13 protein-coding genes are annotated in these 15,661 nt (G+C 38.2%); 5 read left to right on the plus strand and 8 right to left on the minus strand.

The features are described 5' to 3' along the window. Positions 1 to 20: 20 nt before the first annotated feature. Genes iolG through iolD form a run of 3 tightly spaced genes read right to left on the minus strand, consistent with a single transcriptional unit; the run spans position 21 to position 3,904 of the window. Positions 21 to 1,031 (minus strand): inositol 2-dehydrogenase, encoded by a 1,011-nt coding sequence (iolG, locus tag ACFFHK_RS00095; protein ID WP_382367474.1) that lies wholly within the window; start codon positions 1,029 to 1,031, stop codon positions 21 to 23. Between the two features lie 11 nt (positions 1,032 to 1,042). After that, the gene (gene iolE, locus ACFFHK_RS00100) at positions 1,043 to 1,939 is read right to left on the minus strand and encodes a myo-inosose-2 dehydratase (RefSeq protein ID WP_382367477.1); all 897 of its coding nucleotides are present in this window, start codon (positions 1,937 to 1,939) and stop codon (positions 1,043 to 1,045) included. A gap of 30 nt (positions 1,940 to 1,969) precedes the next feature. Continuing rightward, complete coding sequence (gene iolD / locus ACFFHK_RS00105) at positions 1,970 to 3,904, minus strand: 3D-(3,5/4)-trihydroxycyclohexane-1,2-dione acylhydrolase (decyclizing) (RefSeq protein ID WP_382367480.1); 1,935 nt, start codon at positions 3,902 to 3,904, stop codon at positions 1,970 to 1,972. Positions 3,905 to 4,242: 338 nt separating this feature from the next. On the opposite strand from iolD, the gene ACFFHK_RS00110 reads away from it, so the two are divergent. Continuing rightward, a complete protein-coding gene (locus tag ACFFHK_RS00110) occupies positions 4,243 to 6,147 on the plus strand; it encodes a bifunctional 5-dehydro-2-deoxygluconokinase/5-dehydro-2-deoxyphosphogluconate aldolase (RefSeq protein ID WP_382367483.1) in 1,905 nt (634 codons plus the stop codon). Between the two features lie 122 nt (positions 6,148 to 6,269). On the opposite strand, the gene ACFFHK_RS00115 is transcribed toward ACFFHK_RS00110, so the two are convergent. The 5 genes from ACFFHK_RS00115 to gpt form a co-directional block, all read right to left on the minus strand. After that, the gene (locus ACFFHK_RS00115; RefSeq protein ID WP_382367486.1) at positions 6,270 to 7,619 is read right to left on the minus strand and encodes a sensor histidine kinase; all 1,350 of its coding nucleotides are present in this window, start codon (positions 7,617 to 7,619) and stop codon (positions 6,270 to 6,272) included. After that, positions 7,601 to 8,263 carry a response regulator transcription factor gene (locus ACFFHK_RS00120; protein ID WP_382367489.1) on the minus strand — a complete coding sequence of 221 codons (663 nt, stop codon included), beginning with the start codon at positions 8,261 to 8,263 and terminating at the stop codon, positions 7,601 to 7,603. Before ACFFHK_RS00120 ends, ACFFHK_RS00115 begins: the two co-directional genes overlap by 19 nt. A gap of 5 nt (positions 8,264 to 8,268) precedes the next feature. Beyond that, entirely contained in the window at positions 8,269 to 9,813 is a 1,545-nt protein-coding gene (locus ACFFHK_RS00125; protein ID WP_382367491.1) for a phosphoethanolamine transferase, read from the minus strand. Positions 9,814 to 9,888: 75 nt separating this feature from the next. After that, positions 9,889 to 10,476: a D-sedoheptulose 7-phosphate isomerase gene (lpcA, locus tag ACFFHK_RS00130; RefSeq protein WP_382367493.1), complete on the minus strand. Its 588-nt coding sequence runs from the start codon at positions 10,474 to 10,476 to the stop codon at positions 9,889 to 9,891. Between the two features lie 30 nt (positions 10,477 to 10,506). Then, positions 10,507 to 10,965 carry a xanthine phosphoribosyltransferase gene (gene gpt, locus ACFFHK_RS00135; protein ID WP_382367496.1) on the minus strand — a complete coding sequence of 153 codons (459 nt, stop codon included), beginning with the start codon at positions 10,963 to 10,965 and terminating at the stop codon, positions 10,507 to 10,509. 137 nt (positions 10,966 to 11,102) lie between these two features. Between gpt and ACFFHK_RS00140 the strand changes: the two genes are divergently transcribed. From ACFFHK_RS00140 to ubiB, 4 genes are read left to right on the plus strand one after another with little or no spacing between them, the layout of a single operon-like run. After that, positions 11,103 to 12,560 (plus strand): aminoacyl-histidine dipeptidase, encoded by a 1,458-nt coding sequence (locus tag ACFFHK_RS00140; protein WP_382367499.1) that lies wholly within the window; start codon positions 11,103 to 11,105, stop codon positions 12,558 to 12,560. A gap of 9 nt (positions 12,561 to 12,569) precedes the next feature. Beyond that, on the plus strand, positions 12,570 to 13,346 hold the full coding sequence (gene ubiE / locus ACFFHK_RS00145) for a bifunctional demethylmenaquinone methyltransferase/2-methoxy-6-polyprenyl-1,4-benzoquinol methylase UbiE (RefSeq protein ID WP_382367502.1): 777 nt from the start codon (positions 12,570 to 12,572) through the stop codon (positions 13,344 to 13,346). Positions 13,347 to 13,354: 8 nt separating this feature from the next. After that, positions 13,355 to 13,987 (plus strand): ubiquinone biosynthesis accessory factor UbiJ, encoded by a 633-nt coding sequence (locus ACFFHK_RS00150; protein WP_382367505.1) that lies wholly within the window; start codon positions 13,355 to 13,357, stop codon positions 13,985 to 13,987. Then, complete coding sequence (ubiB, locus tag ACFFHK_RS00155) at positions 13,984 to 15,624, plus strand: ubiquinone biosynthesis regulatory protein kinase UbiB (protein ID WP_382367508.1); 1,641 nt, start codon at positions 13,984 to 13,986, stop codon at positions 15,622 to 15,624. The genes ACFFHK_RS00150 and ubiB overlap by 4 nt, the downstream gene beginning before the upstream one ends. Positions 15,625 to 15,661: the final 37 nt, after the last annotated feature.

A 15,661-nucleotide genomic window follows, 5' to 3' on the forward strand; every position in this document is an offset into this window, starting at 1 on the left:
TTTATTGTATCAAAAGTTAATTAAGCGACTTCACTAATTTTAACTGGACGACCTTCATCTAATGATTTTTTCGCCGCTAAAGCGATTAATACTGGTTGTAAACCATCGTTGCCATTGACTAGTGTTGGTTTATCATTAACGATTGAATCCACGAAGCATTTAATTTCATCAGCAAATGATTGCATATAACGCTCAAGGAAGAAATATTTTGGTTTTTCTGCAATCACGCCTGCCTCGCAAGAATAAACGGCAGTTGAATCAGTATCGTTACGGGTTTGTACCGCACCTTTTGAACCAAATACTTCGGCACGTTGGTCATAACCATAAACTGCTTTACGGCTATTATCGATCACACCAATCGCGCCATTTGCGAGTTTTAAGGTAATCACTGCCGTATCAATATCGCCTGCTTTACCAATTTCAGGGTTCACTAATACGCCACCCGCTGCATAGACCTCTACTACTTCGCTACCAGATAAATAACGGATCATATCGAAATCGTGAATCGTCATATCAAAGAATAAACCGCCAGATACTTTGACATATTCAATAGGTGGGGCATCTGGATCACGAGAGGTAACACGGATTAAATGTGGTTCGCCAATATCGCCTGCCACAACACGATCTCTAATGGCTTTAAAGTTATGATCGAAACGACGGTTAAAACCAACTTGGAATTTGACACCTGCTTTGGCAACAACATCAAGCACTTCACGGATCTTATCTTTATTTGGATCAATCGGCTTTTCACAGAAGATATGTTTGCCTGCTTGTGCAGCTTCAATCGAAATTGGAGCGTGTGTATTGGTTGAAGAACATACTAATACCGCGTCAATTTCTGGATCTTGCAAAATTTTACGATAATCATCGTAAACATTTGGGATCCCCATACTCTCTGCCCAACTTTGTAGCTCTTCTGTAACTTTAATATCTGAAATAGCTTTAATTTCTGCTCCTTTCACATATTTACTGATACTTTCTGAATGTACACGACCGATACGACCTGCACCAATAATACCTACTTTAATCATTTTAAAACTCCTTAAATTCCCGCTACGTCTTTAATATATTTGCGACCTTTAACTGCATACTCAAATGGATTTGCTAATGCAGGATCTTGTTCTGCTTCAACGACCATCCAGCCTTTGTAATTGTGTTTTTCGAGAATGTCAAAAATTGGTTTGAAATCAATGACGCCATCACCAGGTACGGTAAAGGTTCCTTTTTTCACCCCCTCTAAGAAACTGAGGTCGTTTGCTTTTACTTCTGCAACCACTTCATCACGTACATCTTTTAAATGCACATGAACAATACGGTCAACATATTTTTCCAGTACTGCTAACATGGCTTGTTGGCAACCTTCAGAATAATAGAGATGACCAGAGTCAAAAAGTAGATAAACATCATCATTGGTGATTTCCATATATTTATCAATTTCAGCTGGGGTTTGAATACCCGTACCCATATGGTGATGTAAGCAAACTTTCATGCCTTTTTCAGCAGCTAATTTGGCTAATTCATTATAGCCTTCTGCAAGTAGTTGCCATTCTGCATCAGTAAAAACGGTTTTTTCTTTGAAAATAGATTTTGCTTGCCCTTGAATACTGCGGCTTTGCTCTGAACAACCGATAACTTTTGCGCCCATTGCGTGTAAGAAATCACGATGTTGAATAAACCCTTGAATGGTTTCTTCTTTTTTACCATCAACAAAGAATGTACTAAACCACGCATTACAAATTTGGATACCACGGACATCAAGCTTATGTTTTAATACCGCAATATCACGTGGATATTTATTGCCTACTTCACAACCTTGATAGCCAGCAAGTGCCATTTCACTTACACATTGTTCAAATGTATTTTCACTCCCTAATTCTGGAAGATCATCATTAGTCCAGCCGATAGGGGCAATACCGAGTTTTACATTTTCAGATTTCATAAATATCTCCTAAAGGAAAATGAGTAAATATTAATAACGTCTTGCTTCATTGATGCGTACTTGTGAGTGAGCATAGGCTTGACGAATACGTTCTTTGTTAGAAACCTCTGCTACCCCAACGTGCCACCAACTGCCATAACCGTGAACCATCGTTTTAGGTAAAACTTTTACGTCAATTAAGGTTGGAACGGTTTGTGTTTTAGCATCAGCTAACGCAGCGAGTAATTCATCTTCATTGCGTACAGTATATGTTTTACAACCATAACTTGCCGCATTCATAGCAAAATCAATTGGAATGAAGCCTGCGTCTAGTTTATTGGTTTCTGGATTTCTGAAACGAAATTCTGTACAGAAACTGTCCATGCCGTGTCCAACTTGTAAATTATTGATACAGCCATTGGTCATATTGTCGAAGAGAACAACATTAATTTTTTTGTGTTCTTGTACGGCAGTAACTAATTCAGTGTGTAACATGAGGTAAGAGCCATCGCCGAGTAAGGTGTAAACTTCTTTGGTTGGTTCTGCCAATTTTGCACCTAAAGAGGCGGCAACTTCATATCCCATACAGGAGTAACCATATTCAAGATGATAAGTGTTTTCTCCTTTTGCTTGCCATACACGTTGTAAGTCGCCTGGTAAACTACCAGCAGCAGCCACAATGATGTCATTTTCACCAAGTTGTTGATTTAAAATGCCAAGTACACGGCTTTGTGTTAAGCAAGAACCTGTTAATTTAATAAATTCAGCAAAAATTTTGTGGCGATTTGGTAACGCATCATTGACTTCAGGTACAAAGTTTTCGGCGTAAGTAACCTGTGCAACGCGATGTAACTCTTCTGCCATTTGTTGTTTCGCTGCGGCAATTTGCTCACCCCATTGTGCTTGATAGCCAGCAAGTAGCGGTTGCAACTGTTGGAGTGCAGCTTTTGCATCAGCAGTCATTTGTACGCCATCAAGTTTATAAGCGTCAAAACGAGCTACATTGATATTGAGGTAGTTAACTTCCTCATTTTGGAAAATCCATTTAGAGGACGTCGTAAAATCAGTATAACGTGTACCAATACCAATTACTAAATCTGCTTCTTTGGCAAGTAAATTTGCTGCTAAACAGCCAGTTTCACCTACGCCACCTACATTTAATGGGTGATCTGCCACAATCGCGCTTTTTCCTGCTTGCGTTTCGGCAAATGGAATCTGATAAGCTTCAGCAAACGCTTTGAGTTGTTGGGCTGCTTCAGAATAACGAACGCCACCACCACAAATAATTAATGGTTTTTTCTTACTTTTAATTAATTCAACCGCTTGGGTAAGCATCGCTTCGGTAGCAGGTGTTCTTTCTACTCGATGAATGCGTTTGGCAAAGAAATAGTCTGGATAATCATAAGCTTCCGCTTGTACATCTTGTGGTAATGCAATGGTAACGGCGCCTGTTTCAGCTGGATCGGTTAAAACACGCATTGCATTGATACATGCACTCATTAATTGTTCAGGACGAGTTACACGATCCCAATATTTACTTACCGCACGGAACGCATCGTTAGTACTAATGCTTAAATCATAAGGTTGCTCAATTTGTTGCAATACAGGATCTGGTTGGCGGGTAGCAAACACATCGCCAGGTAATAATAACAGAGGAATACGGTTTGCTGTTGCGGTTGCGGCGGCAGTGATCATATTTGCTGCACCTGGACCTACGGAAGACGTACATGCGTAAATTTGTTTTCTAAGCTTTTGTTTGGCAAAGCCAGTTGCGATATGCGCCATACCCTGTTCATTACGTCCTTGATGAACAATTAAATCACCACAGTCTTGTTCTAAAGCCTGACCTAAGCCAAGTACATTACCATGACCAAAAATACCAAAGACCCCTTTAACGAATTTTGTTACTTTACCGTCAACTTCAATATATTGGTTATCAAGAAATTTGACGAGTGCTTGAGCAACAGTGAGACGTTGAGTTTTCATTGCTTTTCTCCTTAAAAAATCGGATCAATCTGCTTAATTGACATCTATTTTACTCAAAAATTTTTCCAATAAAATGAAATATGAAATATAAATTTCATTTTTGAGAAGTAGATCAACTATTTTAAAAGTTTTTGCTAAAAAGTGAGGATTAATTGTTCATTTAAGTAAGCGATTTGATAAAGTTAAAGCGCTTTTTGCAATCTAGAAGAAAAAATTTTGCGATCTTTATCGCAAAATAGAACATAATAGGTGGAAAAATGAAATTTTTATTCTAAAATTAAAATCGATAGATATTTTATTTTTTAAATGTGAATTGCAACTGATTTAGGAGGCAGGAAATGTCTAAAACATTAGATGTCATTTGTTTAGGACGAGTGGCTGTGGATTTATATTCACAACAAATAGGATCACGTTTAGAAGATGTGAGTAGTTTTTCTAAATATTTAGGTGGTTCATCTGGTAACGTGGCTTATGGAACAGCGATTCAAGGCTTGAAGTCTTCTATGTTAGCTCGAGTTGGTGATGAGCATATGGGACGTTTCTTGCGTGAAGAATTACAAAGTGTTGGTGTTGATACTAGCCATTTGATTACAGATAAAGAACGTTTAACTGCGCTTGTTATTTTAGGTATTAAAGATACAGAAACTTTCCCACTTATTTTCTATCGTGATAACTGTGCGGATATGGCAATTACTGCAGAGGATTTTAGTGAAGAATATATTGCTTCTGCAAAAGCACTAGCGATTACAGGTACACACTTGTCTCACCCGAAAACTCGCCATGCAGTATTAACAGCATTGGAATATGCAGGGCGTAATGGTACTAAGCGTTTATTAGATATTGATTATCGTCCTGTATTATGGGGATTAACCTCATTAGGTGATGGAGAAACGCGCTATATCGACTCAGCAGCAGTAACCAAGTCTTTACAAGAAGTGCTGCACCATTTTGATGTATTGGTTGGTACAGAAGAGGAATTCCATATCGCAGGCGGTTCAACCGATACCTTAACTGCATTAAAAAATGTACGTAAATTCACACAAGCAACATTAGTCTGTAAACGAGGTGCATTAGGGTGTTCGGTCTTTGAGGGAGTGATTCCTGATGATCTTGATGGCGGATTAAATGTTTATGGCGTGCGTGTTGCTGTATTAAATGTTTTAGGGGCTGGTGATGCCTTTATGTCTGGCTTATTGCGTGGCTATGTAAACGGTGAGGGTTGGGAACAAGCGTGCCGTTATGCGAATGCTTGTGGTGCATTAGTCGTTTCTCGTCATGGTTGTGCACCAGCGATGCCAACTAAAGCTGAGCTAGATGACTATCTCTCTCGTGCCGAATCAGTTCCTCGTCCTGATTTAGATGAAACGTTGAATCATTTACACCGTGTTACCACACGTAAACAGTCTTGGGAAAATCTCTGTATTTTTGCCTTTGATCATCGTATGCAGTTAGAAGATATGGCAGCGAAGTGTGGGGCTGATGTTAAACGGATTCCAAAACTTAAACAGTTATTGTTACAAGCTGCGGAACAGACAGCAAAAGAAGAAGGCATTTACCAAGGTCAAGCAGGTATTTTAGCCGATACTACCTATGGGCAAGATGCGTTGAATGCGATTACAGGGAAGAAATGGTGGATTGGTCGTCCTATTGAAAAACCAGGTTCACGTCCACTAGAGCTTGAACATGGGGATTTAGGTAGTCAATTAATTTCATGGCCGAAAGAACACGTTGTAAAATGTTTAACTTTCTATCACCCAAATGACAATGAAAGCATTAAACAACGCCAAGACCATAAATTATTAGAGGTGTATCAAGCGTGTTGTCGAACTGGACATGAGCTATTGTTAGAGGTTATTTTGCCAAAAGATATGGAGCAAAATGAAACTTATTATTTAGATATTGTTCGCCATATCTATCAGTTGGGTATTAAACCAGATTGGTGGAAATTACCAGGAATGACATCTATTACTTGGCAACAACTTACCGCCGTGATTAATGCAAATGATCCATATTGTCGTGGTATCTTGATTTTAGGTTTAGATGCACCTGAAAGTGTATTTGATCAAACCTTTAAAGAGGCTGCATTAGCACCAATGGTAAAAGGATTTGCGGTAGGAAGAACGATTTTTGGTGAACCTTCTGCACAATGGTTGGCGAATGAATTAGATGATCAAGCATTGGTGAGTGCTGTTTCAGAAAAATATCGCCGCTTAATCCATCTTTGGAAGAAATATCGCGGTTAATTGAATTATAAGATAGCCTTTTCAACCCTGATAGCTTTTAGTTATTAGGGTTTTTTGTTATTTAATCTATTGCACAATATCTTGTTATGCTTAGTGTGTTGTAGTAAGTATCTGAAACTCTATTATGACAACAGATGATTTTGCGTATTGTCTGAAAAGGTAATCTCAACGCGTAATCCATGTTCATACTGTTGAGCTGGTTTGAGTTGTAATGTTGCTTGATAGTGTTGAGCGAGAGTGTTTGCAATGGCTAAACCTAGTCCAGTTCCTTGTTGTTGGGTGCCTAAAATGCGATAAAACGGTTTTAATACTTTATTGTATTCATCTGCTGGGATACCGTTGCCATTATCCTCGACACTAATAATAATCTTTTGTTCTATTTTAGTTACGGCAAGATCGACTAAACTACCTGCTGGTGTATATAAAATCGCATTTTCAAGCAAAATTTTGATTATGGTAAAAAGATCGGTTTCACTGATAGTAAGCATATAATCCTCTTCACTAATCACACCGATGTCGATCTGCTTTTGCTCTGCTAAAGGAAGCAATGTTTCAATTACTTGTTTAAAGGTATTTTTTATTGAAATGAGTTTACGCTCGGATTGTGAGTGATGAGCTTGACAACGAGCAAAAGAGAGGAGCTGATCAAGCAGATAGCGGTTGCGTTGAATTGCGATACTTAGTTGTTCGATCTGTTCTTTCGTTTCTGCGGGTACAGTATGAGTAGCAAGTCGTTCCGCTTGTAGAGAGAGAACGGTCATTGGTGAACGGAGTTCATGTGCTGCATTAGCGATAAACTGTTGTTGCTCTTTCATTGATTTATCGACTTGTTTTAATAGATGGTTTATAGCGTGAATAAAGCTATGGACTTCGTAAGGCGTATTGGTCAGTGGAATAACACTGAGATCATTTTCGCTACGTTGTTTGATCGCAGTCGATAATTTGCGTAATGGTAGAAAAGTGAAATTGATAACAAAAATACTGAGTAAAATAACAAGTGGAATAAATACTAAGAATGGCAACATCGTTTCCCAAGTGGCTTCAATCGCTTTTTTGGTTCTAAATTCTGTTTCTTGCATTACGGCGATACGTAAATTTTTGATTTTACGGATATAGACACGAAATTCTTTTTTATTAATCCGAATGGTATAAAACCCTTCGTACATTTGGTTAAGAAAAGGAATAAAATATTTGTTATGTGTTGGTGTTAATGAAGTTTGCACATAAATTTTATTATCATCGTCATTTAATGGTATCTGTTCAGATAATGTGCCTCGTAAAGAAACGAAACGAGCCGTTTGAATAAGCCAATCATCTTGTAATTGATAGGCTGCATAAAAAGCATTATGTGCTGTTGTGATTCCTGTAATCACAACGGTAATAAAAGTAACGATGACTAATGTAAAGGTTAGTTTTGCTTGAATAGATGAGCGCCATTTACGTAATAATCGGCTTATTTTGGAATAGTCCACCCAACACCTCGGATATTTTTAATCGCTTCTTTGCCTAATTTTTTTCTTAATGAATGGATCAAAAAATCTATCGCATTACTTTCTACTTCTTCACCCCAACCATAAATCTTATCTTCCAGATCACTACGTGAGTAAATCACACCTGGGTGTTGCAATAGCACTTGTAAAATCGCAAATTCTTTATTAGTTAGTTGGTGAGTATCATTTGTTGCTAAATGATGAACTTGATAGGTTTTTAAATTCAGTTTTAATGAACCATAACAGAGTTCAGCGGTGAAATGCTCACTTTGCTTGCGTAATGCAACACGGATTCTTGCCAACAACTCTGCCATATCGAATGGCTTAATGATGTAATCATCTGCGCCACCATCTAGCCCTTGTAAACGGCTTGGCAAGTCATCTCTGGCTGTCAGAATAATAATTGGAAAACGATACTGTTGTTGGCGGAGCTGAGCTAATACAACTAATCCATCTTTTTTTGGCAGCCCTAAATCTAGTAATACTAAATCATAGGGTTGAGCTTTGACAGCACTCAGTGCTACTTCTCCATTTTCTACCCAATCAACGGCATAACTTGCCTCTTTTAAGCTTTCTGATAGAGCCTTGGCAATCATTGGATCATCTTCAACTAAAAGTATTCGCATACTATTTATTTCCCTCTAATATCAATCGCTGGGTCAAGCTTAGTTTTTGGTAAGCGTTCTGATAACCCGTAACTATCAGGATCATCTTTACAATTAAAGAGATTAAATTCAGGTGAGATGTTTTCGTTAGTAATTCCTATCCAATTAGCAATAGCGTCAGTAAAGTTTAAGCCAGATTTAAAACTTTTGCATTTTATGCGTTGTTGACTATCTGATGCGGTCATAAATAGTGGAACATTATGGTGTAATTGGCTACCTGCATTGTTAAAAAAGAGAATTTCACCATTAATTGTTTTATGTGCTAAACCATGATCAGCAAAATAAATCATAGTGAATGGTTGTTGTTCTTTTTGATATTGTTGCTGTAAAGCTTGATATATCTGTGCTAACACCTCATCGGTTTTTTTTATTGATGAAACATAACAACTGAGATATTGATACTTCTTGTTTTTTACTGGAGCAATATTTTTATAGTCTTTAATCCGATCACAAGCTTTTGGGTGTGAACCATATAAATGTAGAACGATAAATTTTGGCTTATCTGTTTTATCTTGTAATACTTGTTTTAATGGTTTGAGTAATTGGAAATCACTTGATGTATTAAGGATAGAATCATTATTTGTAATGAAATATGTTTCATCATTTAAATCTGCAATCGCAGTGATAGGGGTATCAAACTCACCAAAGAACCCTTGATTAGAAATCCAATAAGTTTTTAACCCCGCAGCTTTAATGAGGTCTATTAAACTTAATGAATAATTAGGTGCCCAACGACTTGTGTCTGGTTTGGTCAGCATTAAGCGTAATGATGAGATTGTATTGCTTCCTGCAGAGGCTAAACCATCAACAATAATTCCATTAGTGTTTTCAATAAATGGGGTATTTTGAATGGGATAGCCATAAGCATGTAAATAATCTCGTCTGACACTTTCACCAATGACTAAAACATAATTTTGATATTTGCCAGAAAATTTAGCTGTACCCCATTCACTTTCTAATTGAAATTGATTTAGTTTGATTAATTCATCTTTTACTTGGTTGGCAGCTGCGAAAAAAGTATAGAAAAAAGCAAATGGAGATTGGTGAATCAAAGCAAAGCTAAAAATAACACAAAGTAGTGTTTTATTCCGATAAAACTTGAGTTGAAAACGTTGAGTAAGATAACGAAAGATAAGCAATAACGGAAGAATAGCGACTGCCATAGCATAATATGTTAGTGGAATCTGTTGCAAAAACTCTGCGCCCTCTGCAACATTAGTAGCGAAAACAGAAGCTAAATATTGGTAATTAGGTTCACCAAACATCAGACCAACAGGCGCATATAATGTATAGGCAATCGCAATGGGTAAAATGATGATATAAAAAGTAATTCGAGAGGAATTAAAAATTAAAATTAATGATGCTAAAAGTAAAACATCTTGTATGCCAATCTCTTTACCACTTCCCATTAACATAAATAATGCGGAAAAATATAAAGCAATCAGCGCAATAATAATGATGCAAATCTGTTTTAATGTTGCTAATTGGAATAAAGAAGAAAAATTTTTCATTCAGTTTTTTTAGCTTAAAGAATTGTTTTTCCAAAAAATTAGGGGAGAAAACTCCCCTAAACAAAGGTGGTTGTATTAAGCGTTGATTTTTGCCATTTCAAATTCAATTAACATCATTAGAATGTGAATGACTTTGATATGAATTTCTTGAATGCGGTCAGCATAACCAAAATGTGGAACACGAATTTCAACATCGGCTAACCCTGCCATTTTACCGCCATCTTTTCCTGTGAGGGCAATAACTTTCATACCTTTTGCTTTGGCAGCATCAATCGCATTTAAGACATTTTTAGAGTTACCTGAAGTAGATAAGCCAAATAAAACATCACCTTTTTGACCTACTGCTTCGACATAACGCGAAAAAACATAATCATAACCGAAGTCATTGCTGACACAACTTAGGTGGCTAACGTCAGAAATGGCGATTGCTGGATAGCCAGGGCGATTTTCCCGATAACGCCCTGTTAACTCTTCTGCAAAGTGCATCGCATCACAATGTGAACCACCATTACCACAACTGAGGACTTTTCCACCTTGCTTAAAGCTATTTGCTATTAATAAAGCCGCTTCTTGAATAAGTTGGATATTTTTATCATCAGATAAAAACTTATCTAAAACATCAGCAGCTTGGGTTAATTCCGCTTTAATTTGTGCCAAATACATAAGCAACTCCAAATATTTTTGAGCTTAAAATTATTTACGAGAGAGAGGTGGAACAAAGGTAATACCCATATCCCAAGGTTGTTCAATCCAAGTATTTTGTGGAATATCAACAATATAATCATCGACTAATGGTGCACCAGTTGGCTTAGCAAACACGGTTACAAATTTTGCTTTTGGATACATTTCACGGATAGCTCGTGCAGTATTACCCGTGTCAACTAAATCATCAACGACAATAAAGCCCTCACCATCACCCTCTGCACGGTGCAACACTTTTAATGCCCCTTGTTGATCGTGGTCGTAACTTGCGATACATACAGTTTCCACTAAGCGAATACCTAGCTCACGAGCAATAACTGCCGCTGGGAATAAACCACCACGACTTACTGCAATAATACCTTTCCATTGTGATGCAGGAAGCAAACGTTCAGAAAGTTTGCGTGCGTGCATATGAAACATATCCCAAGTAACAACATATTTTTCGCTCATAATAACTATACCTTATGTTTTTGATTTGAAGTGATAAATAAAATTGCGTAAGGATAACCTGAAATTGTTTTTCATGCTATCATTTAACGCAATTTCTTTTGATTTTGTAAGAAAGTTTTAATGTAAAAGGAAAATTTATGCCGTCAATTACTGAATTATCGCCAAAACTCCTCTGGCAATGGTTTGCCACTATCTGTTCGATTCCTCACCCATCTCATCATGAGCAAGCTCTCGCCGATTTTATTATTCATTGGGCAAAACAAAAACAGCTTTGGGTGGAACAAGATCAGACTGGTAATATTTTAATTCGTAAACCCGCAACCGCAGGAATGGAAAACCGTCAACCCGTGGCATTGCAAGCGCATTTAGATATGGTGCCACAAACGAATAAAAATACACCGCATAATTTTTTAACGGATCCAATTTTGCCTTATATTGATGGTGATTGGGTCAAAGCCAAAGGGACAACACTAGGCGCAGATAATGGTATTGGCATGGCATCTTGTTTAGCCGTATTGGATAGTGATGATATTGCCCACCCTGCATTGGAGGTGTTGTTGACCGCAAGTGAAGAAACGGGAATGGTTGGCGCATTAGGATTACAGGCAAATTGGCTACAGAGTCAAATTATGATTAATACCGATACCGAAGAAGAAGGCGAAATTTATATTGGCTGTGCAGGTGGTGAAGATGTCGATATTCGTTATCCAATTACTTGGCACGCCATTACAGCCAATGAAGAGGCGTGGCATATTGCATTAACAGGGCTAAGGGGCGGACATTCTGGTGCAGAAATTCATCTCAATCGTGGTAATGCGATTAAATTATTAGCTCAGTTATTAGAACAAACTGCTACCCAAGTCAGATTTCGGGTAGCCGATATTGCAGGTGGATCAGTGCGAAATGCGATTCCACGTGAGGCATTTGCGACGGTGATTATTGATCGTGCAGAGAGTGAACAATTTAAAACGGTATTAGCGAAGTTAACTGATGAGTTAAAAGTTGCTTTATCACAAGCAGAAGTGAATTTAACGTTAGAACTCACATCAGTAACGGCAAATCAAGGTGTTTCATTTGAACAAACAGTAACCTTATTGGATTTAATTAATGGCTTACCAAATGGTGTAATACGTTATAGTGATACGTTGCCAGAGGTAGTGGAGAGTTCAATTAGTTTAGGCGTATTAGAAACACGGCAACAGGAGATTAAATTAACCTTATTAGCGCGCTCCTTAAATGAACATGGACAAGATGCGGTGGTGAGTTTAGTCCGTTCGGTGTGTCGCTTGGCGAGAGCAGACGTAAAATTCTCAGGACGCTACCCAGGTTGGGAGCCACAAGCTGAATCGGCTATCGTGAAACAAACGAAAGCACTTTATGATCAAATCCTTGGTAAAGAAAGCGTAATTAAAGTGATTCACGCAGGATTGGAGTGTGGCTTGATTAATAAGGTTTATCCGCATATGCAAATGGTTTCTATCGGACCAACTATTCTTGGTGCACATTCTCCTGATGAGCGTTGTCATATTCCAGCGGTAGCCATTTATTGGCAATTATTAACGCAATTATTAGCGAATATACCAGAGAAAAAATAAGGATAAGGAATGGAACAACAACAGCAAAAACATACTGAAATGGGGGAGGAGGTTACCCATTTTGGATTTAAAACAGTCGCCAAAGCAGAAAAACAACAATTAGTTGCCAATGTTTTCCATTCAGTGGCGGCGAAATATGATCTGATGAATGATTTGTTATCTTTTGGGATTCACCGTGTTTGGAAACGATTTACCATTGATTGTAGTGGGGTACGCAAAGGACAAAAAGTGCTTGATTTAGCAGGTGGAACAGGTGATTTTACTGCAAAATTTTCGCGGATTGTTGGTGAAACAGGGCAAGTTATTTTAGCGGATATTAATGACTCCATGTTGCAAGTGGGCAGAGAAAAATTGCGTAACTTAGGCGTGGTTGGCAATGTTGAGTATGTACAAGCTAATGCAGAAATGTTGCCATTTGCGGATAATACTTTTGATTGTATTGTGATTAGTTTTGGTCTGCGTAATGTAACGGATAAAGATAAAGCGCTGCGTTCTATGTACCGTGTATTAAAACCTGGTGGTCGTTTATTAGTCTTAGAATTTTCCAAACCGATTCTTGAGCCACTAAGTAAAGTTTATAACTTTTATTCATTTAATATTTTGCCGAAAGTAGGTGAAGTCGTGGTGAATGATGCGGATAGTTATCGCTATTTGGCTGAATCAATTCGTATGCACCCAGAACAATCTGTGTTGGAACAGATGATGATTGATGCAGGGTTTGAACAAACGCAATATTTTAATTTAACCGCGGGTATTGTTGCCTTACATCGTGGTTATAAGTTTTAAGGATTTCTATGCCTGTTTCTTCTCTTAAACAGCAATTAATGTTGTCGCAAATAGCGAATGGTTTGTTGGAGCAAGGGCTTAATTATTTAATTCAACGCAGTGAGGGGATAGCACCTTATTTGCGTAAATTGAATAATAAAGTATTGTCTTTTTCTTTCCAGCAAGGTGGGCACGGCTTTCTTCTGTTTTCTCAACAACATGTAGATATTTTAACCGAGTATGAGGGAGAGGCTGATTGTGTGGTCATTGCCGATGCAAATATATTGTGGCAACGTCCACAAAAAAGCCAACTAGCCGAGTTTATTAATCGCCAGCAAATTGTGTTTCAAGGCGATTTACAGGTGCTGCAAGATACAGTGGCATTGGTGGAACAATTAGAAAAAAATCCAGCAGAACTGTTAGCACCATATTTTGGCGATGTAGTGGCACACATCTTAAATCGTGGTGTCCAACAATTACAACAGCAATTTAAGCGCCAACGTCAAACCGCCGAACACCATTGGGGAGCACGTTTAAGCGAAGAGTGGCAAGTAATTGCGCCCTCATTGGCTTTGTTAGATTTTTATGATCAAGTTGAGAGTTTGGCTCAAGATGTACAACGGCTTGAGGACAAGATTAATCATTTAACAGGAAAAGTATGAAGTTAAAACATTATTGTCGTTTTTATCAAATCGCCAAGGTTATGTTGCAATACGGATTAGATGAAGCATTGCCTAAAATAGCCCTTACCCGACCGCTACGTTGTGCGAGTAAATTACTTTTCTGGATTAAAAATGAACATACTGAAAAGTCATTAGGAATGCGTTTACGTTTGGCTTTTCAAACGTTAGGTCCAGTTTGGATTAAATTTGGACAAATGCTGTCGACGCGACGAGATCTTTTCCCAGCAGAGATTGCTGACGAATTAGCCTTATTACAAGATCAAGTTACGCCCTTTTCTGGTGAGCTGGCACGAGCAGAAATTGAGAAAGCATTTGGGGGGAAGATTGAACAGTGGTTTGAACAATTTGATGAAAATGCGCTTGCGTCTGCCTCGATCGCACAAGTGCATACAGGGCGTTTTAATGCTGATCAGCCTTTAGCAGGGAAAGAAGTCGTTTTTAAAGTTATACGTCCCGATATTCAACCTGTGATTGCATTGGATATTGCGTTGATGTACCGCATTGCAAAATGGATACCACGCTTGACACGAGAGGGCTATCGTTTGCGTCCTGTAGAGGTAGTGCAAGAGTATGAAAAAACGTTGTTGGCTGAGTTAGATCTGCGACAAGAAATGTCAAATGCCATACAGTTACGACAAAACTTCGCGGATAGTCCTATGCTGTATATTCCTGAAATGTATCCTGATTTTTGTCATAAAAATGTGATTGTAATGGAGCGGATTTATGGAATTCCTATTTCAGATATCGCTGCGTTAGAAGCCAATGGTACAGATATGAAACTGTTGGCAGAACGCGGCGTACAGGTGTTTTTTACGCAGGTATTTCGCGATAGTTTCTTTCATGCAGATATGCACCCAGGTAATATTTTTGTGAGTTATGAGCAGCCAGAATCACCGCAGTATATTGGTATTGATTGTGGGATTGTAGGGACATTAAATAGCGAGGATAAACGTTATCTGGCAGAGAATTTTTTAGCCTTTTTTAATCGAGATTATCGACGAGTCGCGCAACTGCATATTGATTCAGGGTGGGTACCAGAAGATACCGATTTGGACGCGTTTGAGCAGGCGTTTCGGGTGGTTTGTGAACCTATCTTTTCAAAACCATTAGCGGAAATTTCTTTTGGGCATGTGCTATTGAATCTGTTTAATACAGCACGTCGCTTCCAAATGCAGGTACAACCGCAATTAGTGCTATTGCAAAAAACATTGTTATATATTGAGGGGCTAGGGCGCCAGTTATATCCGCAACTAGATTTATGGCAAACAGCAAAGCCATTCTTGCAAAATTGGCTTAATGAGCAAATTAGTGTGAAGAAAATGTATCGTGATTTCCAAGCGCATATTCCGTATTTACGCGAACATTTTGCTTCATTCCCACAAACGCTACATCATGCCTTATTAGAACAAAAAGAAATTAAGCGTGAATTGCAGATAATTAGGCGTGAGTTTAAGCGCCAACAACAAAAAAATACCCAACGGGTGTATGGTGTTCTTGTGGCGAGTTTGTTATTCTTTGGCGGATTATTTGGTTATCACTTTTTACCAAGTTGGTTGAGCATAAGTACCTTAATTCTTGCAAGCGTAATGTTAGTAAGAAGTGTCTTATTGAAATAATGTAATAGTGATGGCTATTTTTATGCTACAGCGTCGT

This window comes from Gallibacterium trehalosifermentans, from assembly GCF_042433055.1.
Classification (GTDB): Bacteria; Pseudomonadota; Gammaproteobacteria; order Enterobacterales; family Pasteurellaceae; genus Gallibacterium; species Gallibacterium trehalosifermentans.